This window comes from Hydrogenobacter subterraneus (assembly GCF_055390195.1).
Window position 1 is genome coordinate 133,480 of the sequence record NZ_AP042473.1, and the last position, 22,906, is coordinate 156,385.

A 22,906-nucleotide genomic window follows, 5' to 3' on the forward strand; every position below is an offset into this window, starting at 1 on the left:
TGGCAGGTTTAAAACCTGCCACTACAAAGGACGAATTTCTCGCTCCACGTAAATATTTTGAAAATAATTGAAACAAAAGATGAGGATGGAAGAAATTGGCTTGCCATCACTTGCACCTTTGAAAAAAATAAATTAGACAATTAAACACGTAGGATGAGAAATTAACAAAAGAATGGGCATGCTACTATCTTCTCTGCTAAAAATAAATGAAACAAAAAATGCAGGGATAGAACCAGCCAGCATGGTGTATAAAGAGGATTATAATATGGCGGGCCAAAGGCCCGCCAAAAGCCTTAAGTGTAATTCTTTATTATGATGATGAGGCCTGTGCCTACAAAGACTATGGCCCAAAGGACAACTATAAAGACGGACACATCTCCAAGGTGGTGTTCTGCCTCGCTTGCTTCATAGACCTGTCCCTTTGGCCTTCTTCCTGCTTGGTATGCCATCCACCAAGCGTAGGCATAGAGTATAAGGCCTGTGGCTGTAGTTCCAAAGAAGAGCAAGGGGCTAAGCCACTCAAGGTTCAGCTTGTAGTCGTATATGGAGTAGCCAAACCTGGCTGTGGAGGCCACGCGTAAGTACTCTCTAAACACGGCCAAAAGCAAAGTGGCAACAACGCCAGCCACAAGGGACGGTATGGCCATTTTTATGGGATTCTTTTGGGCTATAAAGACCATGCCCGCCACAAGCAAAAGGCCAAGCACAGAGAGCAATGTAAATATGCTACCCTTTGCGTTCCAATCGGAGGGCAAGGTGAGTATGTGAAGAATATGGAAGACTATCCAGCCCGCACCACCAAAGATGGCAAGCTTGGTACCAAGCCTTGCAACAAACTCCACATAGTCTTTCTCAAAGTCCTCCCTCTTTCCAAAGTACCAAGCGTACAACATCATAAAAACACCCGTTACGGCCACGGAAGGAAAGACAAGGAGGGAAAGATACCTAAGGGGGTTAAAGGCGTATATGTTCCATCCTGAATGGTTCATGGTGGTGCCACCGGAGGTGTACCACTCTACCCACTTCTCCGGGAATAGGGCTTGGTAATTGACCACATGGATTATAAACCCCACCAAAAGTAAGAATATAAGGCCACCTATGGAGAAAAGGGTGGACATTTGAGATTTTTGTCTGCTAAAGTAGGCAAACCATATGAGGTAATAGCCTATGAGAAGGAAGACTATAAACATGATATACCAGAAGGCGGATAGGTTGGCGGAGGCATACCAAAGGGGGTCGTAGATGACCTGATAGAAGAGCAAGGGAGCCACACCCAAGACTATGGCCAAGGAGACAGAAACCTTTGAAAGCTCAAGCATAGCCCTTGCAAGCCTTTGATGGTTTTCCTCTTTGCGTGTAAAGCCGTATATGGCGTAGATAAGGCCACCTACAGAGGTCCAAACGAAGAGCATATGAAGGGCCCATGTGAGAACTTGGAGTATTTGCATCACCACTGGGAAGAAGGGAGCGCCAGCGGGGTCTGCCATGGCTTTTAGCATGGCGCCCACTTGTTCTGGGGATTGGCCTGCAAAGGCAAGCTTGCCAGCCACCAGCATAAAGCTAAGCACACCCAAAAGGAACCACCTTATAAGGTTTTGGTACACTACCATGCTCATGTCAAACCTCCTTATCTTTGTGCAGATGCTTGCTTTGGTACCTCTATCTTGGCGGAAACACTACCACCCTTAGAGATCATGTCCGCAATGTAGGCAGAGAGGGCTCTAAGCTCCTCATCCTTTCCCACAAAGTAGGGCATGTATGGGGGATGGTTTTGAGGAGTGAGGTAGTTGGCAAGGAAGTTATAAACTGTATCCTCGGAGGTCATGCCTGCAAACTTTTGCCCAAAGGGCCTAAGGCCAGAGCTTCCCGTCACGTTGTGGCATCCAGAGCATTGGAGTATGGCTATAGCCTTTCCTGCCATTATCTTGTTCTCTGGTGTTATGGTCCTTAGACCCTCTGGCACAAAAGGATTGAGCTGTAGAAGGCCCTTTTCCTTTATGGTTTCCGTTTCTACCTTTATGCCTTTGGCGGGCACATCCCTTGCGATAATCTGATTTACCCATACAAACTCACCGGCCACGTAGGGCTTGCGGATGGTTTCCCTTATCTTCTCTTCTGGATATACACCCAAGAAGAAGATGAGAAGGTATATGGGATAAGCCACATAGGGCTTTGCCACCGTGGGCCTTATGGCGGTTATTACAAAGTGTGCCAAAAGCACTACCAATATGGTAAAGATGAGGGCATAATACCACTTGGGAACTATGCCAGAGAGCATTACAAGGCTTCTTTCTGGAAGGGTGGAAACATACCAAGCAAAGAACATGCTACCAAAGATGAGGCCAGCTATGCCCCAATAGGACATGGTCTTGACTATGCTCTTATAAACATTTTCTGGAAGGTCCTTTTTCATCAAGCTTGCTATCACTATGCCTATGGTTCCAGCTATGGCAAACATAAAGAAGGACCTCATAAGAAGGTGTGGAAAGTAGTTTTTGTTATAAAAAGCATCAAGGATGTTGCCCGTGGCAAACCATTTTTCATGCCCCGGAGATAGCATAAAGGATAGGATGCCAACTATTATGTACATGGTTGCCCAAGAGCCTATGGCAAAGGTCCAAGCAAGCCTTAGCCAACTCCTTTGGTCTATCTTACCCAAGGTGTAAAAGAGGATATAGACAAGGGTGACCTCGGCTATAAACCATATCCATTCGGCAGCCCAAACCCAAACAAAGTTGTGAATAAGGGCCGATATACCCCTTGGGTTTGCCACCGTGGCGGAAAACCATATACCGGGACCTGTTATAGAACCAGAAACGTAGGAGAATACCAAAAGGCCAAGTAAATACTTTTTGATGTAGTCGTAAATTTGTGGAAGGTTCTCTTTATAGGCTTTTGTGGCCAAGTAGGCCAGAAGTATGGATGCTCCTACGGATGTGTGGGAGGCCATCACGTGAATGGTAGCTATGATGGCAATGCTAAACGCACTACCAAAGGTTGGCACATACCACATGGGATAAAAGCCCAGTATGTCCATCGTTGCACCTCCTTGAATTTAACTTTAACTTAAAGTTAATATAACATGATTTTTGTCAATGTCAAGAGGAGGCTGTTTCAAAAATCCACCTTACCTACGGTTATGTTAAAATACCAAGAGATGATAACCATAAGCGCTAAGCTTTTATTCTCAAGCTATCAAGACAAGGAAAAGGTCCTAAACCTCATGAGAATATGGTCCTCAGCTATGAGATATGCTTATAAAAGATTTTTGGAAGGTATGGAAATAAACACTCTAAGAAAGTTAATCCAAGATGTATTTGGACTAAACGCAAGATATTCACACTCAGCCATTGTTAAAGCACAAGCCTTGATGAAAGTAAGAAAAGAGAAAGGAGAAAGCTTAAAAAAGGTTATATTTGGCGGAAGAGATAATTTTAGAAAATTGCAAAAAAGACATATAAACGGAAAAGACTATCAAGGATTAAAAATTCAATTCCAAGAGAGGAGAAAAGGCAATCTATACTCCATAGGACAAGCAAATTGTAAAGGAAACCAAAACACAAGGATAGAAGTAAAAGAGGATAGGACCTATCTTAGAATAAACACAGGAGAAAGGCAATATGTATATGCCTTGATAAGTGCGGGGGATAGGATAGAGAAGATTAAAGAGATAGCCTTTTCTGGAAGAGCATATACGGTAGAGCTAAAGCTAAGAGATGGCAATGTGTATGCTTACTTCACCATAGAGGAAGAATATCCACAGATAGAGATAACCAAAGCTTATGGAGTAATAGGCATAGACCTAAACGCCTATCCAAACCACATAGCTTGGACAGAAACGGATGAACGTGGCGGACTTATTTCTTATGGTGAAATACCTATGCCAGAATTGGGAAGTGGCAATAGCAATAAGAGAGACTACTACACATGGATATACGCTCATAAAGTTATAAGCTTAGCCAAAGAGAAAGGAAAGGCTATAGCGGTAGAGAAGTTAAAGATGAAGAAAAACAAAGGAGGGGACTACTCTGGGAGAAAGGTAAGGAGAATACAACACAGCTTTGCTTATAGGAAATTGTTAGAAAGGATAAAACTACTTGCCAAAAGGAATGGCATAGAAGTGATAGAAGTAAATCCAGCTTATACATCTATCATAGGTATGTTAAAGTATGCACCACAATACATGGTAAGCAAGGATGTAGCTTCTGCCTATGTGATAGCAAGGAGAGGATTGGGACTAAAAGAAAAGGTGCCAAAGAATTATATGGAGCTTATAAAAAGGCTAAGCATAAAAGACTTGAAAGAGTTAAAAGAGTATGTGAAAGAGAAGGTAAAGAATGCCTATTTGAAAGCTAAACACATAAAGGAGATAGAGAATTTAATAAAAAGCCTTGGGAGTGAGCCATGGAGGATATCTAAGCCACTGGAAGGAACAAGCTTAGATACCCGATTTAATCCATGGCGAGTTCTCAAGGTAGTGGTGCTAACGGCACTCTCTCCTGAGAGGGTATTAAGGGACCTCTCTGTCCTGAAAGATATTCTCTTTCAGGGCTTGTGGGGAGACCCGAGAAGGGCGCAAGTTCCCGCTTCAGGGGGCGGGGGCGGTGGTCTGTGCGAAAACACAGGCTATTTTTGAAACACCCTGAGAGCCTTAAAATAAAAAATCCAAAATGGAAAGAAAGGCCGGCATACTTCTTCATATAAGCTCACTCCCTTCGGACTTTGGAATAGGGGACCTTGGGCCGAACGCCTACGCCTTTGTGGACCTTATGACCTCCTCTGGCCAAAGCTTATGGCAGGTGCTACCCTTAAACCCAACCCACCAAGCTCATGGAAACTCTCCCTACTACTCCATATCCCTTTTTGCGGGAAATCCAATTCTCATAAGCCCAGAGATGCTATATAGGGATGGTCTCATAGATAGGGCTACCCTTGAGGCCCTAAGGATAGAAAGGTCTGAAAGAGTCCCTTATGAGGAGGTCTACAAAAGAAAGGAGTATATGCTTGAAGTGGCCTTTAAAAACTTCAAGGAAGACCAGGATTTTCACTCCTTTTGTGAAGAGAATGCCTATTGGCTTGAGGATTTTAGCCTCTTTTCTTGCATACACAAAAGGCTACAAAAGCCCTGGTGGCAGTGGGAAGAGTTGCCAAAGGTGGAAGAAAAAGATCTTTTAAAGGAGAAATTTGTCCAATACACCTTTTTCAAGCAATGGAAAGCCTTAAAAGATTATGCCAACTCAAAAGGCATAAGGATTGTGGGGGACCTTCCCATATATCCTGCCAGAGACAGCGCAGATGTTTGGGCAAACCAAGACATATTTAGGCTGGATGTTTCAGCGGGCGTTCCACCCGACTACTTTTCAAAGACTGGACAGCTTTGGGGAAACCCGGTATATAACTGGGATAGGCTAAAGGAAAGGGGCTTTGACTGGTGGCTTTTGAGGATAAGGCATTCTTTGAAGCTCTTTGACCTTGTGAGGCTTGACCACTTTAGGGGCTTTTCGGCCTTCTATCAGGTGCCTTATGGTGAAAAGACGGCAGAAAGGGGCTGGTGGGAGAAGGCTCCGGGCTATGAACTCTTTGAAAGGATAAGGGAAGAGTTTCCAAGCATGCCCTTTATAGCGGAGGACCTTGGCACCATAGACGAGGAGGTGATAAATTTAAGGGACCACTTTGGCCTCCCGGGTATGAAAGTCTTGGCCTTTGCCTTCTTTGATAAAAACTCCACCCATCTTCCACACAACCACACCTATAACTCCGTGGTTTATACCACAACCCACGACAACATGCCAATACGGGACTGGTTTTTTAAGGAGCTAAACCCTTGGCAGAGGGCAAAGGTCTTAGATTACCTTGGCTATGCGCCATCAAAAGTGCATGAGGCCTTTCTCAGGCTTGCCTACATGTCTGTGGCAAAGTATTGCATTGTGCCTATGCAGGACCTCCTTGGCCTTGGGGAAGAGTCAAGGATGAACACGCCGGGAAAGGCGGAGGGCAACTGGCGGTGGAGGCTAAAGGATATGCCACAAGGGGAGGTCTGGGAGTTTGTTGCCTCTCTGTGCGATATATACGGGAGGTTTTAGCCTTTTTCTATGGCCTCAAGCACCTTTCTGTAGCCTTCCATGAGGTCGCCCAAGTCAAACCTAAACCTGTCCTTGTCAAGCTTTTCTCCCGTTTTGGCATCCCAGAGCCTGCATGTATCGGGAGAGATTTCATCTATCACAGCTAAGCTTCCATCGGGAAGAAGGCCAAACTCAAGCTTAAAATCTACAAGCAAAAGGCCATGGTCCTTGAAAAACCTCTTAAGGACCTTATTCACCCTTTTTGCCATATCAATCATCTTGAGTATGCTTTTCCTGTCAGCAATGCTCAAAAGGAGGGCATGGTCTATGCATATGAGGGGATCGTGCAGTTCATCCTTTTTGTAAAAGAGTTCCACAAGGGGCTTTTTTAGCCTTTCTCCCTCCCTTAGGCCAAGTCTTTTGCAAAGGCTTCCAGCCGTTATGTTCCTTACCACCACCTCAAGGTCATACCTCTTTGCCTTCCAAACAAGCATCTCTCTCTCGGAGACCTTCTCTATAAAGTGCGTCCTTATTCCCTTTTCCTCCAAAAGCTTGAAAAGTAGGCTTGATATGGCGTTGTTTATAACCCCCTTACCTTCTATGTTTGCTTTTTTGGTAGCGTCAAAGGCTGTAGCAGAATCCTTAAAATAGATAAGGCATTTGTCTTTGTCCACCTCATAGACTATTTTGGCCTTTCCCTCATAAAGAAGCTTCATGAATAAATTATAAATCCATTACGTGGGGTGGGAGATTAATTAAGCGACGAAGATGCTACTATAAATTTTTGGTGAAAATAAATGATACAAAAAGGTGAGGAGTTTTTGTGCCATACTTCTACAAAGTAATATAAAACAAAAATAAGTTCACAGGCAAATGTGTATTCAAACCATATAAAAAGCTCTATCTCCCCTCAAGATATTTCCTTATAAACAAAGAAGCCCTTATTAAAGCATCCTTTGAAGCAAGGTCATCGGCAAAGGTCCTTCTGTCAAGCCTAAAGTCAAAGCCTCTGCCCACACCAGGGTATACCACTATCCATATGGGCACGCCTTTGGCTTTGAGATGATCAACTGCAACCAAGGCTGGCCTTATCCTCTGATATTGTTCGTTTTCACCTACCAGTATTAGAGTAGGTATCTTTAGATTCTCCCACTCGGGAGCGTACCTGTAGACCTGCTCCGGCTCTGGAGCGTTAGGGTTTTGCATATGGGGATAATAAGCAACAAAACACACTATCTCTTTTTCCTGCCTTTTATATGTCACCAAAAGCCTTATACCATAGTAGCCTCCCCTTGTAAGACCGTATGCACACAACTTTCCGTTCTTTATATCCTTTCTGTTTACCGCATACAAAAGCACGGCATCAAGGTCTTCCTCTACAATAGGGTCATGTTCTATGGGAAACTGAGGTATGAGCCTGCCCGTGTATAGGTCTGGTGCTACCACAACAAAGCCTTTACTTGCAAGCCTCTTTGCATGAAGCTGGAAAAGTTCATCAAGGCCCCTCCTTCCATGGATAAAGAGGACTCCAGGATAGGCCTTATCATCGTCAGGCCTGTACACATAAACTGGAATATCTACATCCCTTTTCTTTACTATCACCATCTCTGTGCGCACCTTATAGTTGGGTAGGTTTTCTATATAGCCCTCTTCCCACCATCTTTTGTCCCACCACCAGGCATTTGGCCCCTTTTCCATAAGCTTATCAATCAAACCCCTTACGAACTCATCGGTAGCAAAGCTAAAACTTACCATAAAAAGAAGAGCTATTAAAAACCCCTTCATCTTCACACCTCCCCAGCCTTTATAATTTACACCTCCACCACCTTTCCGGGATTGAAAATGTTTTTAGGGTCAAAGAGGAGCTTTATGCCCTTTAGAAGTTCATAGCCCACATCCCCAAATTGCCATCTTAAAAACTTCTTCTTCGTTAGTCCTACTCCATGCTCTCCTGTTATAGAACCGTTGTACCTTAAAGCCAGTTCAAATACCTCATCCACAGCCCTCTCTGCCCTCTCTTCCTCTTCTCTGTTTGCCTTATCATAAAGCAGGTTCACATGTAAGTTTCCATCCCCTATATGACCAAATATCACCATAAGAAGGCCATACTTTTGAGCTATCTTTCTAAACTCTGGGATTGCCTCCGAGAGGTATATCCTTGGTATGACTATGTCTTCGTTAATCTTCCCGGTTCGCAGATTCCCGAGGGCTGGGCCAAGGCTCTTGCGAGCAGACCACAGTTTTTCTTCCTCTTCTTTGCTTTTTGCCACCAAAACTTCTACTCCCATTGGCCTTAACAGCTCTTCTATCTGTTTTAGGTCCTCTACAACGCTTTGAGGAGAGCCATCCACCTCTATAAGCAACAGTGCTTCCACTTTGGGTAGGCCTACAGGCTTATAATCTTCCACAGCTCTTATGGCATCCGAATCCATAAACTCCAAGGCGGAGGGGAATATGCCAGAGGTAAAGATTTTGGTAACTGCCCTTCCTACATCTTCAAGCTTATTAAAGAGAGCCAATGCTGTAGCTCTTGCCTTGGGTTTTGGTATTAGCTTTAGAGTGGCAGAGGTTATAAGGCCCAAGGTGCCTTCAGAGCCTACAAATAGCTTGGTTATATCGTAGCCTGCCACATCCTTTATGATGGGATTCCCCGTCTTTAGCGTATGACCTTCCTTTATGACCGCAGTAAGGCCAAGCACATACTCACGGGTCACTCCATACTTTAGACATCTTGGGCCGCCGGCGTTTTCCGCAATGTTTCCACCAAGAGTAGAGTATTTAAAAGATGAAGGGTCTGGTGGATAAAATAGCCCAAGCCTTTCCACATACTCTTGAAACTGTGAGGTTATAACGCCGGGCTGGACCTCTGCAGTAGCATTATCCACATTGACTTCAAACCTATTCATCCTTTCAAAGGACACCACTATACCCTTCTCTAAGGTAGGCACTGCTCCACCAGTCAGGCCCGAGCCAGCACCCCTTGGGAAGATAGGTATCTCTTCTTCATAGCATACCTTTACAAGCTTTACCACATCTTCATGACTTTCTGGGAAAACTACCGCGGAGGGCATAGCCCTTTCTATGGGTATAGGTGTGGCATCGTAAGAGTAGAGCTTTCTTTCCACAAGGGATGTATTTACCTTATCCTTTCCAAGAACTTCTATGAGCTTATCTACCGGCTTCCTTTTTAGTATGCCAAGCATAGCATAAAAATATAAACCCTGCCTATATTTATAACAATGCCACTTGTCAGTATGTTTTGGGGAAGACAGGAGGGCCAAAGTTTTTATCCAGAGAAAATACTTTGGCTTTTGGAGCATCCACACCCCCATTGGGTAGAGACGGTAAGAGACAATCTAAAGCTGGACTTTAAAGAAAGTGGTTTTAGACAGTTTGTTTCTCTGTCTTCCATGCACCTTATTACCGATGCCATGCTCATGTTTGGTCTTGAGTATGCAATTGAAAAGGAAAGGCTGATAGAAAACCTAAACCCCATAAGGCTTTCGGTGAGGGTAAAGCCCGGAAGCTTTTTGGGAATAAGCCACCACTTTTTGGGCGCACCTTTTGAAATAGAACAGGATGAGGTGCTAAGAGAATTCCTAAGGACATCAAGGAAGATTTTGGAGGAATTCGGCTTTGGCCTCCAAGTAGTGGTCTTATCTTATAACCCTTACTTGGAAGACCTGCTAATAGAAAACCTTGAAAGGATAAAAGGCTTAAATTATAAATTCTACGGGGCTAAGTGATGATGGATAAGGGCTACAAAGGAATTTTTAGCAAGATGGGCGAAGGTTTGCTTGAGAAGTTTATAGAGGACCTTAAAAAGGAACTACAAGAAAGGCCAGAAGACCCAGACCTTCTTTTTAAGCTGGGCGTTGCCTACAGCAGGGCTGGAAAGGTGGAAGAGGCAAGGGAAGTTTATAAAAAGTTAAGGGAGATAGATAAAGAAAAGGCAAAGGAACTTTTGGATATAATATACGGCGTATAAATGTAAAAGTTTTTCATTTGTTTTTCATGTTTTTTCTTTCATAATAATTTCCATCTTAAGAAAAACTTATTTTAGGAGGAAGGTATGATGTTGCAAGAACTATTATTAATGGCTAAGGATATAGACTTAATCATGGCAAGCCATGCTACATATATATCCAAGCTTGAAAAAAGCATAAAGAACAACCAACCCTTTGAACACAAATCGCACAAGGATTGCTCTTTTGGTAAAAGGTTTTATCCAGAAGTATATGCCAGATTGGAAGAGTATCCACCACACATAAGGGAGTTGATTGAAGAAATAGAAAAAACCCATCGTGAATTTCATGAGATTGCTTTTGAGATTGAAAGGGTAAGCTCGGAAGAGGAGAAGCTAAAAATCTTAAACATGGTTAAGAATAAGTCTACAGAGCTTTTCCAGCTACTTTTAAAATTAGAAAGGGTCCTACGCAAAGAAGAACAAGACACTACTTAGTAGGTTTGAATACAACCGTTAGGGTCCTTGCACCTACAAGTAGGAATATGCCAAGTATCCAAAGAACAACATCAACACCTTTTAGATTTCCTGCAAATATGTATATCATAAATTCTCTCACCATAAAGGCTACCGCTATCTCTATGAGTATCTCCATCCTTACCCTTTCATGTTCAAAGTAATCAACAAAGGCCCTTATTAGCTCAAGGATTATAACTATGGAAAGCACGTTTGTAACCAGCTCTTTTATACTAAGCCTTACGGTGGCCTCCGTAAAAAGGAGGCCTATTTCAAGTATAGTTCTAATTATGCCTACAGCCAAGGAGAAGAGCAAAATAATTATGGCTATGTTAAAAGCCAGAGCTGTAAATAGCTTGTATACCTTGAGGATCTTTTCCTGTAGATCCATTTCTTTCATATCTTTTTAAACTCACTTGGTAGTTCTCTTGGTGGGACACCAATGTATTCCGTTTCTGTCTCTTCGTCCAATCTTTTGGAGAAGGGCTTTTCCATAGTTAACTCTTCATACACATGGGCCACAAGGCCTGGCACCCTTCCTATGATGAAAAAGCCTTTTCCAAGCCTCCAATCAAAGCCCATCTCTGAAGCAACTGCCGCAATGCCACCATCCACGTTAAGCACCAACTTTTTGCCCTTTTGCCTTCCTATCTCCTCTTGCACCTCTTCTGCAAACTGGCAATGCTTCCCATAAAAGCCAAGCTCCTTGGCTATGTCCATAAGCCTCTTCGTCCTTGGGTCAAAGTCCTTATAATACCTATGTCCATAGCCCGGTATGGGCTTTTTGGCTTCTAAATATTCTCTAACTATGTCTTCCACAGGCCTTTGGCTTGCCACACCCTCTTGAATGAACTTCATTGCATCCTCTAAGGCTCCTCCGTGGGCTGAACCAAAGGCAAGCACGCCTGCAGCAACGCCTACATTTAAAGAGTTTCCACCAGAAGCCACAGCCCTGGCAGCTATCACAGAAGGTGGAGCAATACCGTGGTCTATCACAGAAACAAACATAGCTTCCATCATCTTAGATTCTTTTTCGTTGGGAAGTTCACCCTTGAGAATAAGATAGATTGCCTGGGCAAAGCTTAGATTGCCCACAAGGTCCAAAAGCCTGTAGCCTCTTATGTAGGTTTCATGACCCACATGTTGTGTTATAGCCGTTCTCCACTTCTTTTCCATCTTAACCACCTCCAAGAAGTTCTTTGTTTATCTTTATTTTTGAATTCTTTTCAAGGTATTCTATATACCTTGTGAGTATAGCTTGAGATTTTAGGCTAAGTATATCTTTAAAAAGTTCTTGTTTTTCTTCCTTCTTTATTTCCTTTTGGCTTCTACTTTCTATGAAAAGCACACCATAGCCTTGCCTAAGTGGATAAGGACCAAAAACTTTTTCTTGGGATAAGACTATATTAACTAAATCTTTTTGGTTTATATTGATCACTGCACTCAACTGCATGGCTGGAGTTTGCGAAAAGTTTAGCGCCTTTACCTCCGGTTTTTTCCCTTCTTTTATCGCCTTTACTACTTCTTGTGCCTTCTGGAGCATAAAAGATTGGCTTTTTTCTTCTATTAGCTTTTCTTTTACCTTTTCTTTCACCTTCTCAAAGTCTTCATAGCCTGTGGGCAAAAGCTCTTTGAGATAAACCACCACATACTCTTCACCTTCTTTAAAAACGCTTACTCTATCCTGTGGGGTTAGCCTTTGTGCTTCTTTATTTATGGCTTCTCCAAGCTTTTGAATATCCTCTGGGAGTCTAAACTCTTGAAAGCCCTGCACCTCCTTTCCAGCCTTTAAGTCTTTGTATATGGAAAGAGCCTTTTCCTTGTCTTTTTCCTTCCATACACGTACAACCCTTCCCTCTTGTCTCTTAAAAAGTTCTTTATTTTTCTGGTAATACTCCAAAAGTTCTTGGTCCGTTGGTGTGTATCTATCTTTTACGTCCGATGGTGTTATAAGGTATAGGCTACCACTCAAAAGTGTGGAATCTGCCAAAAGATTTATCTTAAACTCTTCTTCCGTAATATAGACTCCGTTGGTCAAAAGTCTTAAAAGCTTTTGAATGCTTATGGCTTTTCTTAAATAGTCTTCATACTCCTCTGGAGTCATGCCGTTCCTTGATAGTATTTCTTTATATTTGGATGCAGAAAAAAGACCGCCTTCATGAAAGGTGGGGTCTGACTTTATTACCTCCACCACCTCCTCATTGCTGGCAACTAAGGATAGGTCCTTAGCCTTCTGATAAAGAAGCTCCTGGGCTATAAGGTTTGAAAGCACTTGGTCCTTTACAAGCTTTTCCATTTGAGGGTTTTGGAGAAGATTGGAAAATCTAAGGAGTTCTCTCCTGTAGTCCTTTATGGTAACACAGCCAGAGTTTACCTCTACCACACATCTTTTGGAAGGAGAAGTTATATCGCTAAGGCCACCTGCAAAAAAGAGCCACAGGAAAAAGCCGCCAGTGGCAACTGCTATAATGGCTACGGTTATACTTTTATACCTGTGTAGTAGGGAATACATTAGAAAAAATTTTAGCATATATTATTTTGAATTCCTATAAAGAGGAGGTTAGAGATGCTAAGTAAAGAACAACTTGAACTTTTGAGGAACAAACTACTTGAGGAGAAGGCAAAGCTCCTTGAACGCTACAAAAAGAAGGAGGATACGCAGGCACGTATTGAGGAAGAGGTCAAAGAACCAAGGGACTTGGAGGATGTGAGCCAGATGACCTATACTCAAGAGCTTCTTGATACCTTTTCTGCGAGGGAGTTCTTCATAATCAAAGAGATTGACCATGCTCTCAACAAAATACAGGCTGGCACCTACGGAATATGCGAATACTGCGGAGAAGAAATACCATTTGAAAGGCTAATGGCTATACCATGGACAAGGTACCACGCCCATTGTGCTGAGAAGGCAGAAGAAGAAGGTATTGTTCCTACCTATCCAGCCTTTACCTTTGAGGCAACCATTCCAGAGGACGTGGAAATCCAGCGCGAAGACATAACAGAGGCATGAACTTTGACCTCTATCTGCCTGTAGAAGTTATATTTGGGGTTGGTTCTGTAAATAAGGTTGGTGAGGTAGGAAGGCGCTTTGGCTACAGAGTTCTTATAGCCACCGGTAAAAAAAGCACAAAGGAAAACGGTGCCTTAGATAGGGTGGTAGAGTCTTTGAATAGGAACGGAGCAGAAGAGATTATTATCTTTGACCAGATAGAACCCAATCCAACGGATAAAAGTGTAAACCTTGCAAGCGAGATTGTGGTAAAAGAGAAGATAGACTACATTATAGGCCTTGGTGGTGGGAGTAGCTTGGACTCTGCCAAGGCCATATCCATAGTGTCCTCCAACGAAGGCTATGCATGGGACTATGTGAACTATCCAGAAGGGCCAAGGCTCATACCCTTTTTAAACAGGCCTGTTATATGCATTCCTACCACCGCCGGAACGGGAAGCGAGGTAAATAGGTATTCTGTCCTATCAAACCCCATAAGAAAGGAAAAGATGGTCATATCCCACTCCTTGAACTATCCAAGGGTAGCAATAATAGACCCATCTCTAACAGTTAGCATGGACAGAAGGCTTACAGCCCTAACGGGCATAGACGCACTTATGCACGCCCTTGAATCCCTTACCAACAGACTTTCAAACTTCTTTGCGGAGGACTTAGCCATAAGGGCCATACAGATCATAAGAAGGTGGCTACCAGTAGCCATAGAAGAGCCAGAAAACCTACAGGCAAGGTCCTACATGAGCTACGCTGCCATGCTGGCTGGTATAGCCATAGACAGAAAAAGGGTTGCTCTCATACATGGTATGGAACATCCCGTATCGGCCCACTATCCACATATAGCCCATGCTGAGGGCCTTTCCGCCCTTGGTGTAGCCATTACAGACTTCAACTATAAAGGCAATCCGGAAAAGTATGCCCTTTTTGCAGAGCTTATGGGCTACAAGCCAGAGCCACATATGGCAGTAAAGGCTCTTGAGGATTTCCTTGAAAAGGTTGGGCTAAGGCTAAGCCTAAAAGAGCTTGGAGTAGAAAGGGAAAAGATAGAAAGATTAACAGAAGACACCTATATGCTTTCAAGGGGCCTCTTTCCCATAAATCCAGTAGAACCTACCATGGAGGATATATACAAACTTTACGAGAGGGCCTACGAAGGCTATTGATTGAAGGCCTCTTTTACTCTGTGATTTAGAACATGGTTTATTTGCTAAGCTTTAAGTATATTAGAATATCGGAATAATCTTAAAGGGAGGTGCTACCATGTATGGAAACTATATAGTGGATGTACCAGAAGATGCCATAGTTAACATAAACTATGTGGTGTTAAAAGAAGGGGTCACCTTGGATGATGTGGCAGAAAAGGTGGCCTACCTTTGCGAGCATGTAAAGACCTACCACTCAGACACAGGCTTTTATGGCGGATTTGTGGCTCTCAACACTGGCGGTGTTTCTTTGGAAGGTTCCACTGCAGGACAGACTACAGAGCATCCTCTAAAGAATAGGGAAGTGCTTATAATCACCTTTTGGAGAAGCTTGGAAGACCACGAAGAATCTCATAGAAGCGAAGGTTTTAACAAACTCTTTAAAGAACTAACCCAGCTTGCAGAAAGCACTCACGAAGTGGTCTATCAAATGCTTTGGCAAGGCAAGGCCTATGACCCAGAAATGGCAAAGAAGGCAAGGGAAGCAAAAGAAAAGAACTGTGTAAGCTGTTAACCCTCCCAATACTCAGCCCCACAGTCTTCCTTTTCCCAAACTAAAACTTTGGAGACTGTGGGGAATTTTTCTTTTACCCTTTCGTATATCCATTTTGCCATATTTTCTGCACTTGGAGAAAAATCTACAATATCATTCAAAAGCACATAGTCTGGAAGGAGCTTCTTTAAAAACTCTTCTATCTCTAAAAAGTCAATACCCATACCACCCGCATCCACCTTGTCTGCCCTTATATGCACCTCCACGATCCATGTATGTCCATGCACAGGCTCTGGCGCGCCATGGTAATCTGTCAAAAAATGTGCCCAGCTAAATTTCTTTTTGACAATCACATTCCAAGGCATCAGTCTATATCCTCTCCTTTCAAGATTCTTTGAGCGTAATTTACACAGGCAAGCACCATAAACCAAAGGGCATGGTTGTTTATGTCTTCAAACTCCTCCTTAACCCATATACTTCCATCTCCCCTTTTGACAAGTTTTATATATTCAAAGGCCTTGAGGGCCAAGGCCTTATTGGAGACCTTTTGAAGAATCTTCTCCTTTATTTCCTCGGGCAAAGGCATCTCTTCCATCCTTTTCCTCCTTGTATAAAAAGATAAAAAGGGGCTTTAGACCAAAGTAAAAGTTTAACCACTGGAATTTATAAGTATATGCAATAAAAAGGCTTGTGCCAACCTGTTCCATCTCAAAGTAAGACCCTATGTAGGCCTCCACACCTTCCCTGCTGTACCTAATAAGCAAACATCTTTCGGAAGGGTATATCTTAACACTTCCCTCCTCCTTCCAGTATAACGTGGGCTTTTTGCTAAAGGATATTACCGTATGGCCCCTTTTGAGCTGTTTTAGAAAATCTTCTTTGCTTTCCACCCTTTCTTCTGAGATAAGAAAGTTCCTCATAAGCCTAAAGCTGTGCCTATAGTGTGGAAAAAGAAATTTGATCCCTACCTCTCTAACATATACCTTTACATGATGGTCAAGGCCTCCCACTATAGGGTTTTCTATACCCATAGAAAGATACTGTAGGGCATACTTTTCCACAGGTATTAACTTTTTAATGGCTTCAAGGGCCCAGTTTACAGAAAAGAGGCCCCTTATTAGGATATAAGGAAGGAAGAAAAACATCAAACCTTTTCTTTCTAAAAGGGCATCTTTAAGGTCTATAAGCTCAAAATGGTAGTCTTCTGGAAGGTCCATCCTCCATCTATACTTTTCTTTGAAGGGATGGGCCACCACCCTTATATCCTCTACGAGGAGAAGGTCTCCAAGTATGTTTCCCTTTTCTCCAAGCACTTTCTTTTCTACACAGGCTATAAGCCTGTGGTCTGCAAAGTATTTTATGTGGTCCTTGTCGTGGTCCGTGACTATCACATAGTCTATATCCTCCAACTTTGCAGAGTCTGTTATGTCCTCTGGCTTTCCCAAAGAATCATAGGAGAACTGGCTATGAAGGTGTATCTCAAAAGAATAGAGGTAAAGGCTGGGTAGCTTAGAGGGAAAAAGGTTGATGTTCTTGGCCTTTATCCTCCTTATAGGGTATAACTCTAAAAAGACAATGTAGATAAGCAATAAGAATAAAACGGTCAAAAAAAAGATCATCCCACCTTAATCTTCTCCCTTACCTCTTCCATAGTCTTGATCGCTATAGCTCTGGCCTTTTTAGCACCTTCCTTTAACACCTCTTTTAATCTTTCTTTATCCTTTTCCACCTCCTTTCTTCTTTCCCTTATTGGTTCAAGGAAGGCCTCAAGACCTTCAAACATAAGCCTTTTACAATCAACACAGCCAAGCTTACCGCTCCTGCAGTCCCTTTCTATCTCTTCCACCTTTTGTGATGGGCTAAATACCTTGTGGTAGAAAAATACAGGGCATATCTCAGGCCTTCCCGGGTCCCCTTTACGGAGCTTTTGAGGGTCTGTGAAAAAGCTCATCACCTTCCTTTGGACTTCTTCTTTGCTGTCCGCAAAATAGATGGCGTTGTTGTAAGATTTGCTCATCTTCCTACCATCGGTGCCGGGAAGCCTTGGTGTTTCTGTAAGCATGGCCTGTGGTTCTGGAAAGGTTTCACCGTATAGGCTGTTGAACCTCCTTGCTATTTCCCTTGCCAGTTCTATGTGTGGCAATTGGTCCTCTCCTACAGGCACTGCCTCCGCCTTGTATATGAGAATATCTACAGCTTGCAAAACAGGATATCCAAGAAAGCCATAAGTATCCGTATCATAAAAATCCCTTTTTGAAACATTTAGCTCCTTGAGTATCTCCTTGTCCAAGTGGCCTTCAAAGAGGGCCTCAATAAGGGCATCTGAGAGGTTGTCCAAAAGCATATCCTCAAGGGCCTCAAAGTCTTCTACCTTATAAGGCAAAGAGGCTATGAAGGTCCTCACAAGGTCCCTTATGCCACCTTTGAACATAAGGCTGAGGTCTGCTATCCTCAATAGGTTGTATTTTGTATCCTTGTAGGTTGGGTTCCATTCAAGCCAACTTTTGGGCGTTATCATGGAAAATATGAGAAAAAGCTCTGCATGCTCTTTTATGTCCGATTGTTTAAAAAGGACGCTCTTTTGCGGGTCTATTCCAAGTGCAATCCAGTCTATAAGCATCTCCTCTATGTTCTGTGGTATCTCCTGAACCTTTTTGTAGCCTGTAGTTAGGGCGTGCCAGTCTGCGATCATATAAAAGGTTTGATGTTCCTCCTGTAGCTTTACCCAGTTTTTTATAACGCCAAAATAGTGTCCAAGATGAAGCTTTCCTGTAGGTCTCATACCGCTTAAAATCCTCATGGTTTAAATATTAAACCACAATGGCCGATTATAATAATAGCCATGGATATTCTTACGGTTGTGGGGATAGTAGGAGGGCTTGTTGCTCTTTTGATAGGTGCTATTTTAAAAGGCGCAAGCATCCTATTTTTGATACAGCCTGCTGCCTTTGTAATAGTGGTCCCTACCACTCTTTTCGCAAGCCTTGTGGTTATGCCCTTATCTAAGTTTTCCCTGATAATAGAAGGGCTTAAGATGGCCTTTAAAGGTGGCGGTAATGAAATGCTTGAGGTAAAGAATCAACTGGTAGAGCTGGCAAACCTTGTAAGAAAGGAAGGCATGCTTGCTCTTGAAACAAAAGCGGAGGAGATAGAAGACCCCTTTCTTAGAAGGGCTATAGACCTTATGGTGCTTGGTGTGGATGAGAACGTATTGGTTGAAAGCCTTGAGGCTGAGATAGCAAAAAAGGAAGAAGATTTTGAAATAGCGGTAGAGTATTGGAAAAATTCTGCGGAAAGTGCGCCCACCTTTGGCCTTGTGGGTGCAGTCTTTGGTCTTATGAAGGCTCTAAAAAGCCTTGACAACGCACAAGAGCTTGCTCATGGTATATCTTCGGCCTTTGTGGCTACCGTTTATGGTATAACCTTTTCTTACCTTATCTTTGGACCTATGGCAAAAAAGATAAAGATAAAATCTAAGGAGGAGATACTTAGGATGTATATGATACTTGATGCTTGTAGAATGATGGTAAGGGGAGAAAATCCAAGACTAATAGAAGAAAGGCTAAGCTCTTATATTGAGGTAAAAGGGTAATGAAAAAGAAGAAGTGTCCAGAAGAAGTTTCAGAAAAATGGGCCATACCCTACGCAGACTTCCTTACATTACTTCTATGTCTTTTTATAGCCCTCTTTGCCATGGCTCAAGCGGGCAAGCAGGCGGCTATGGAATATGCCCAAGCCTTTGCAAAGGCCTTTGGTATGAGGTTGGTGCCTTTTCAAGAGACCCTTCCCAAGCAGATACTACCAGCACCTGTACTAAAAAGGGCTGAACCTACGGAAAAAGGTAGAAAAATACAAAGGCAACTCCAAGAGCTTCAAGAGATGCTTAAAAAGCTTGGTTTGGAGGGAGAATTTAAAATAGCCTACGAAGCCATAGGCATTAGGCTCATACTCCAAGAAAAACTCCTTTTTGACCCAGGAAGTGCAGACATAAAACCGGAGATGAGACCCATACTGGATAAGATATATGAGATAATCAAGGACCTTCCAAACCCGGTAGAGGTGGAAGGTCATACAGACAATATACCCATATCCACCGAGAGGTTCCCCTCCAACTGGGAGCTTTCTGGTGCAAGGGCAAGCTCAATAGTAAGATACTTTATATCAAAGGGTATAAACCCAGAAAGGTTAAAGGCTTCTGGCTATGCGGATACAAGGCCTTTGGCATCCAACGCTACCCCAGAGGGCAGGGCTCAAAACAGAAGAGTGGAGATAGTCATACTCAATATAAAGGGTTCGGAACTAACTGTGCCAAAGATAGAAGAGAATCAATGATAAAATTCACCTCTTCTTCCATAAGGTATGGATGGACTGGTATGGAAAAGACTTCCTTTTTAAAGCTTTCTGCCTTTGGAGTAGGCAAATGCTCTGCCCCCCTTAGCTCATGAAGTAGGTAAGGATAATAAACCCTTGCATCTATTCCTTTTTCTTTTAAGCTTTCTACTATCTTATCCCTCTCTGGATGTCTAAGAGTATAAAGGTGGTAAACATGGTAGGCTTTTTCCCTCTCCTCTGGATGCACAAAGCTTCCATTCAAGTATTTCTTATACTTTAATGCTATCTCCCTTCTTCTTCTGTTGTTTTCTTCCACTTTTTTTAGTTGCACATAGCCAATTCCCGCCTGAAATTCGGTAATTCTCACATTAAAGGCAGGATGGTCTCCAAAGTCTATCCACTTTTTTATCTCTTGGGCAAGTTTGTCGTCGTTGGTGGCTATGGCACCACCTTCTCCCATGGGAATGTTTTTAGAGGCGTAAAAGCTAAAGGCCGAAAGATGACCCAAAGACCCTGCCCTTTTATCCTTCCACATGGCACCATGGGCCTGAGCAGAATCCTCAAGCACATAAAAGCCATACCTTTCTGAAAGCCACATGATTGAATCCATATCCGCCGTCTGTCCATAAAGGTGTACGGGGATAACCACCTTAGGGTTGTATTTTTTTACAGCCTCTTCCAGCTGGTTTGGGTCCATGGTGTAGTACTCATCCACGTCCACCACCACAGGAATACCTCCCGCCAAATAAACCGCATCTATGGTGGCCATAAAGCTCATGGCAGGCACAACCACATACTTGCCTTCTACGTTCAAAGCCTTTAGGGCTATAAAGAGGGCCACAGTTCCAGAACACACAGTAAAGACATGCTTTACGCCGATGTATCTGGCAAACTCTTCCTGAAATAGGGCTGTCCACTTGCCTCTTGTTATGTGCCCGCTGTCTAAGATTTCTAAGAGTACTTCCTTCTCCTCTTCCGAAAACCTTGGCTCAATAATTCTTATCATAAGTTATTTAGTATATGCCTTGTGTTTTTGCAAAGTTGCAAGGCTTATAGGCCTTTATATCAAGCCTTTGGAAAAAACTCTAAAGTAGCTTTATCAGGTCTTCAATCTTTTGCGCATCTGTAAAGGCAGTGGAAAGATGGGCTGTAGGATGGCCGTATAGGCCACACAAAGTTGCTATCTTTGTATCCGTGTGTTTTTTCAAAAGTCTTATAACAAAGTCTGTTCTGTAGCAATGGACTCCCACAAGGATGGTGAGGTCATGCTTGCCATGTAAGATGGCATGATGAGGGTTTGGTGGGTCCATCTCCACAGAAGGGTCATACTTTTTCAGCTTTGGCCTATAATCTGGAAGGACTTTAACGTTGAACCTTCCCACCTTTTCTATAAGGTCTCTTACAGCCTTTGCCTTTTCTTGAAGCTCTTTTTCTCCAAAATCCCAGAAGACAAGGGGGCCAAGCACTATGGTGGGCCTTTCTGACTCCTTTATCCACTTGGCAAGGATCTCCAAGGCCTCCTTATAGCCTACAACTCTGTCCTCAAGGGTGGCCTCGCCAAGGAAGACTTCCTTCTGCATGGAAGTTCTCGTTCTGTCCTCTTCTGGCGTGGGTACAGCCTTGGGCTTTTTGTAGTAGGTGGGTTTGAAGTCCGCAAGGTATGGAGAAAAATCAAAGCTTACTCTTTGCTTTTCTATTTCTATCCCTTCATCCTCCTTAACAGATAAGCTTTTGTATAGGTCTTCCTTTATAAGGTCCAGCTCCACCGTAAACTCTCCATGATAGGCCTTTTCTTCTTCTTCCACTCCAAGGCTGTAGCATGTGGTTCCCACTATGTCAAAAAGAACACCATTGGCACCTTCTTCAGAAGCCCTTTTGAATATCTCATACCTCTTTTCATAAAACTCATAACAACAATGGCCTACGTAAGTGTAGCCGTTCTGAGCGCACCAGAGGAGAGTATCCCTAAGAAGTTCAAAGGAAGTTATGGTTATGGGTATCATGCCTTTTTGGTAGGCAAGCCTGTAGGCATCGCCCACAGTGCAACCACCGCATTCACCACAATCGTCAAGGTGTCTATAATCACACCATCTTGGCTTGGCACAATAAGGAAGAAGCATAACCTTGGCCTTTTGTAGGTTTTCTATTAGGCCTCCTCCTATGGAGGCTATGATGTTATTCAATCTTTTTTTTTCTATGCCAAGGTCTATGCCTTCCACCTTTCTAAGGGGAAATAAAACCGCCTCCACAAAGTCCTCTACCCTTAGGTTTAGCCCTTCCCATTCCCTTTGGGAGAAAAAGTCCCTTATCCTATTTTCCACATCCCTTATGGGTGTATGCTTTAGGTAGGCCTCAAGGTCGTATATGAGCCTTTGGGGTTTTACAAAGAAATCTCCGTTTATGATAATCTGTTGTAAGACTTTGCTTTGAAGATCCACTTTGGCGGAGACCCTAAAGGTTCCACCTGGGCATCTGTATATACCAAAGAGCATCTCGCTGTCGGTGGGCGCCTTCTTTACATGGTATATCCATTCCTCGCTCCTGAAGTAGTCCTTCTTTTCTTCAAGGAGCCTTAGCTCCTCATCGGTTAGCTCTCCCCACTGGAAGTCAATGTTTAGCTCTTCCTTTAAGCCTTGGAGTATGGCCTCAAAGACCTTTTCCTTTTCTGGCATATATCCCAAGGCCCTCTTTACCCACTCTACTCTGTCTTCCGCAGATTTTATCCCCTTAGAGGTTAGCTTTTCTACTGGTATCTGCAAAGACTTTAACATCCTCTCTACGTTAAAATCCATAAGCACAGTGCCTTGGTATAAGAAGGCCTTGCCTTCAAAGACTCCGCCGGTGCCAGATATCTTCCTTCCCTCCACCTCTATGTCATTCCTTGGTCTGAACTCTGCCTTTATTCCAAGCTTTTGAAGCCCCTTTGCCACGCCAGTGCATATCTTCCTTGTAAGTTCTTCGTAGTTTAGGTCCCCAAGATGGTCCTTTGTGGCTATCACCTCCCAGCCTATCTGGGTTTCATCAAAGTATATGGCACCACCGCCCGTTATACGCCTTCCCACCTCTATGCCTTCCCTTTGGGTATACTCAAGCCTTACCTCTTGTTCTACCGCCTGGTGGAAGCCTACAAGAACACATTCTGGCTTGAACTGCAGAAACCTTATTGTTGGTGGTATTTTATCCTCTGCCATAAGGTCTAGCATGATCCTATCAAGGGCTATGTTCTCATAGTGGGGCCTCTGGCCCGTATATACAACTCTCCACATGTCTGCCTCCTCTTTGATTTGAAAATTTTAATCCTTCATGGCCACGCCTTTACTGATATGGCTCAGC

At 43.2% G+C, this 22,906-nt stretch carries 24 protein-coding genes; 10 read left to right on the forward strand and 14 right to left on the reverse strand.

Translation table 11 applies throughout. The annotated features are described in order from the left end of the window. Window positions 1–293: 293 nt before the first annotated feature. Window positions 294–1,616 carry a hypothetical protein gene (locus tag ACZ5GB_RS00800; protein ID WP_464327088.1) on the reverse strand — a complete coding sequence of 441 codons (1,323 nt, stop codon included), beginning with the start codon at window positions 1,614–1,616 and terminating at the stop codon, window positions 294–296. 11 nt (window positions 1,617–1,627) lie between these two features. Next, window positions 1,628–3,037 carry a c-type cytochrome gene (locus ACZ5GB_RS00805; RefSeq protein ID WP_464327089.1) on the reverse strand — a complete coding sequence of 470 codons (1,410 nt, stop codon included), beginning with the start codon at window positions 3,035–3,037 and terminating at the stop codon, window positions 1,628–1,630. A 120-nt stretch (window positions 3,038–3,157) separates the two neighbouring features. On the opposite strand from ACZ5GB_RS00805, the gene ACZ5GB_RS00810 reads away from it, so the two are divergent. Continuing rightward, window positions 3,158–4,636, forward strand: coding sequence for an IS200/IS605 family accessory protein TnpB-related protein (locus tag ACZ5GB_RS00810; protein WP_464327090.1), 1,479 nt, complete (start codon window positions 3,158–3,160; stop codon window positions 4,634–4,636). 34 nt (window positions 4,637–4,670) lie between these two features. After that, complete coding sequence (gene malQ, locus ACZ5GB_RS00815; RefSeq protein WP_464327091.1) at window positions 4,671–6,083, forward strand: 4-alpha-glucanotransferase; 1,413 nt, start codon at window positions 4,671–4,673, stop codon at window positions 6,081–6,083. Here malQ and purC read toward each other — a convergent pair. The 3 genes from purC to ACZ5GB_RS00830 all read right to left on the reverse strand — a co-directional run bounded on the left by purC (window position 6,080) and on the right by ACZ5GB_RS00830 (window position 9,265). After that, entirely contained in the window at window positions 6,080–6,778 is a 699-nt protein-coding gene (gene purC / locus ACZ5GB_RS00820) for a phosphoribosylaminoimidazolesuccinocarboxamide synthase (RefSeq protein WP_464327092.1), read from the reverse strand. The two genes, malQ and purC, sit on opposite strands and share 4 nt — an antisense overlap. A 184-nt stretch (window positions 6,779–6,962) precedes the next feature. Beyond that, on the reverse strand, window positions 6,963–7,847 hold the full coding sequence (locus tag ACZ5GB_RS00825; RefSeq protein ID WP_464327093.1) for a dienelactone hydrolase family protein: 885 nt from the start codon (window positions 7,845–7,847) through the stop codon (window positions 6,963–6,965). 26 nt (window positions 7,848–7,873) lie between these two features. Next, a complete protein-coding gene (locus ACZ5GB_RS00830; RefSeq protein WP_464327094.1) occupies window positions 7,874–9,265 on the reverse strand; it encodes an FAD-binding oxidoreductase in 1,392 nt (463 codons plus the stop codon). A gap of 36 nt (window positions 9,266–9,301) precedes the next feature. Between ACZ5GB_RS00830 and ACZ5GB_RS00835 the strand changes: the two genes are divergently transcribed. The 3 genes from ACZ5GB_RS00835 (at window position 9,302) to ACZ5GB_RS00845 (ending at window position 10,524) form a co-directional block, all read left to right on the forward strand. Continuing rightward, window positions 9,302–9,808, forward strand: coding sequence for a hypothetical protein (locus ACZ5GB_RS00835; RefSeq protein ID WP_464327095.1), 507 nt, complete (start codon window positions 9,302–9,304; stop codon window positions 9,806–9,808). Then, window positions 9,808–10,050 (forward strand): tetratricopeptide repeat protein, encoded by a 243-nt coding sequence (locus ACZ5GB_RS00840; RefSeq protein WP_464327096.1) that lies wholly within the window; start codon window positions 9,808–9,810, stop codon window positions 10,048–10,050. Before ACZ5GB_RS00835 ends, ACZ5GB_RS00840 begins: the two co-directional genes overlap by 1 nt. A gap of 84 nt (window positions 10,051–10,134) precedes the next feature. Then, on the forward strand, window positions 10,135–10,524 hold the full coding sequence (locus ACZ5GB_RS00845; RefSeq protein ID WP_464327097.1) for a CZB domain-containing protein: 390 nt from the start codon (window positions 10,135–10,137) through the stop codon (window positions 10,522–10,524). Here the strand turns inward: ACZ5GB_RS00845 and ACZ5GB_RS00850 are convergent. The 3 genes from ACZ5GB_RS00850 to ACZ5GB_RS00860 are packed head-to-tail and all read right to left on the reverse strand — an operon-like array spanning window position 10,517 to window position 13,054. Then, entirely contained in the window at window positions 10,517–10,942 is a 426-nt protein-coding gene (locus ACZ5GB_RS00850) for a phosphate-starvation-inducible PsiE family protein (protein ID WP_464327098.1), read from the reverse strand. The two genes, ACZ5GB_RS00845 and ACZ5GB_RS00850, sit on opposite strands and share 8 nt — an antisense overlap. Further along, entirely contained in the window at window positions 10,939–11,718 is a 780-nt protein-coding gene (locus ACZ5GB_RS00855; protein ID WP_464327099.1) for a citryl-CoA lyase, read from the reverse strand. Before ACZ5GB_RS00855 ends, ACZ5GB_RS00850 begins: the two co-directional genes overlap by 4 nt. A 1-nt stretch (window position 11,719) precedes the next feature. Further along, entirely contained in the window at window positions 11,720–13,054 is a 1,335-nt protein-coding gene (locus ACZ5GB_RS00860; RefSeq protein WP_464327100.1) for a peptidylprolyl isomerase, read from the reverse strand. Between the two features lie 54 nt (window positions 13,055–13,108). On the opposite strand from ACZ5GB_RS00860, the gene ACZ5GB_RS00865 reads away from it, so the two are divergent. The 3 genes from ACZ5GB_RS00865 (at window position 13,109) to ACZ5GB_RS00875 (ending at window position 15,262) form a co-directional block, all read left to right on the forward strand. After that, window positions 13,109–13,552, forward strand: a complete 444-nt coding sequence (locus tag ACZ5GB_RS00865) for a TraR/DksA family transcriptional regulator (RefSeq protein ID WP_464327101.1) — start codon at window positions 13,109–13,111, stop codon at window positions 13,550–13,552. Next, on the forward strand, window positions 13,549–14,709 hold the full coding sequence (locus ACZ5GB_RS00870) for an iron-containing alcohol dehydrogenase (protein WP_464327102.1): 1,161 nt from the start codon (window positions 13,549–13,551) through the stop codon (window positions 14,707–14,709). Before ACZ5GB_RS00865 ends, ACZ5GB_RS00870 begins: the two co-directional genes overlap by 4 nt. Before the next feature lie 97 nt (window positions 14,710–14,806). Next, window positions 14,807–15,262, forward strand: a complete 456-nt coding sequence (locus ACZ5GB_RS00875; RefSeq protein ID WP_464327103.1) for a ligand-binding protein SH3 — start codon at window positions 14,807–14,809, stop codon at window positions 15,260–15,262. Here the strand turns inward: ACZ5GB_RS00875 and ACZ5GB_RS00880 are convergent. From ACZ5GB_RS00880 to trpS, 4 genes are read right to left on the reverse strand one after another with little or no spacing between them, the layout of a single operon-like run. Further along, window positions 15,259–15,606: a 6-pyruvoyl trahydropterin synthase family protein gene (locus ACZ5GB_RS00880; protein ID WP_464327104.1), complete on the reverse strand. Its 348-nt coding sequence runs from the start codon at window positions 15,604–15,606 to the stop codon at window positions 15,259–15,261. The two genes, ACZ5GB_RS00875 and ACZ5GB_RS00880, sit on opposite strands and share 4 nt — an antisense overlap. Then, a complete protein-coding gene (locus ACZ5GB_RS00885; RefSeq protein ID WP_464327105.1) occupies window positions 15,606–15,827 on the reverse strand; it encodes a hypothetical protein in 222 nt (73 codons plus the stop codon). The genes ACZ5GB_RS00880 and ACZ5GB_RS00885 overlap by 1 nt, the downstream gene beginning before the upstream one ends. Then, window positions 15,775–16,860, reverse strand: coding sequence for a PHP domain-containing protein (locus tag ACZ5GB_RS00890; protein WP_464327106.1), 1,086 nt, complete (start codon window positions 16,858–16,860; stop codon window positions 15,775–15,777). Before ACZ5GB_RS00890 ends, ACZ5GB_RS00885 begins: the two co-directional genes overlap by 53 nt. Continuing rightward, window positions 16,857–18,041: a tryptophan--tRNA ligase gene (gene trpS / locus ACZ5GB_RS00895; RefSeq protein ID WP_464327107.1), complete on the reverse strand. Its 1,185-nt coding sequence runs from the start codon at window positions 18,039–18,041 to the stop codon at window positions 16,857–16,859. The genes ACZ5GB_RS00890 and trpS overlap by 4 nt, the downstream gene beginning before the upstream one ends. Before the next feature lie 42 nt (window positions 18,042–18,083). On the opposite strand from trpS, the gene ACZ5GB_RS00900 reads away from it, so the two are divergent. Continuing rightward, the gene (locus ACZ5GB_RS00900) at window positions 18,084–18,833 is read left to right on the forward strand and encodes a motility protein A (RefSeq protein ID WP_464327108.1); all 750 of its coding nucleotides are present in this window, start codon (window positions 18,084–18,086) and stop codon (window positions 18,831–18,833) included. Then, entirely contained in the window at window positions 18,833–19,573 is a 741-nt protein-coding gene (locus ACZ5GB_RS00905) for an OmpA/MotB family protein (protein ID WP_464327109.1), read from the forward strand. Before ACZ5GB_RS00900 ends, ACZ5GB_RS00905 begins: the two co-directional genes overlap by 1 nt. Here the strand turns inward: ACZ5GB_RS00905 and ACZ5GB_RS00910 are convergent. Beyond that, window positions 19,521–20,579 carry a DegT/DnrJ/EryC1/StrS family aminotransferase gene (locus tag ACZ5GB_RS00910; RefSeq protein ID WP_464327110.1) on the reverse strand — a complete coding sequence of 353 codons (1,059 nt, stop codon included), beginning with the start codon at window positions 20,577–20,579 and terminating at the stop codon, window positions 19,521–19,523. The genes ACZ5GB_RS00905 and ACZ5GB_RS00910 overlap by 53 nt on opposite strands. 79 nt (window positions 20,580–20,658) lie before the next feature. Further along, window positions 20,659–22,839 carry a lipoyl protein ligase domain-containing protein gene (locus ACZ5GB_RS00915; protein ID WP_464327111.1) on the reverse strand — a complete coding sequence of 727 codons (2,181 nt, stop codon included), beginning with the start codon at window positions 22,837–22,839 and terminating at the stop codon, window positions 20,659–20,661. Window positions 22,840–22,906 lie beyond the last annotated feature (67 nt).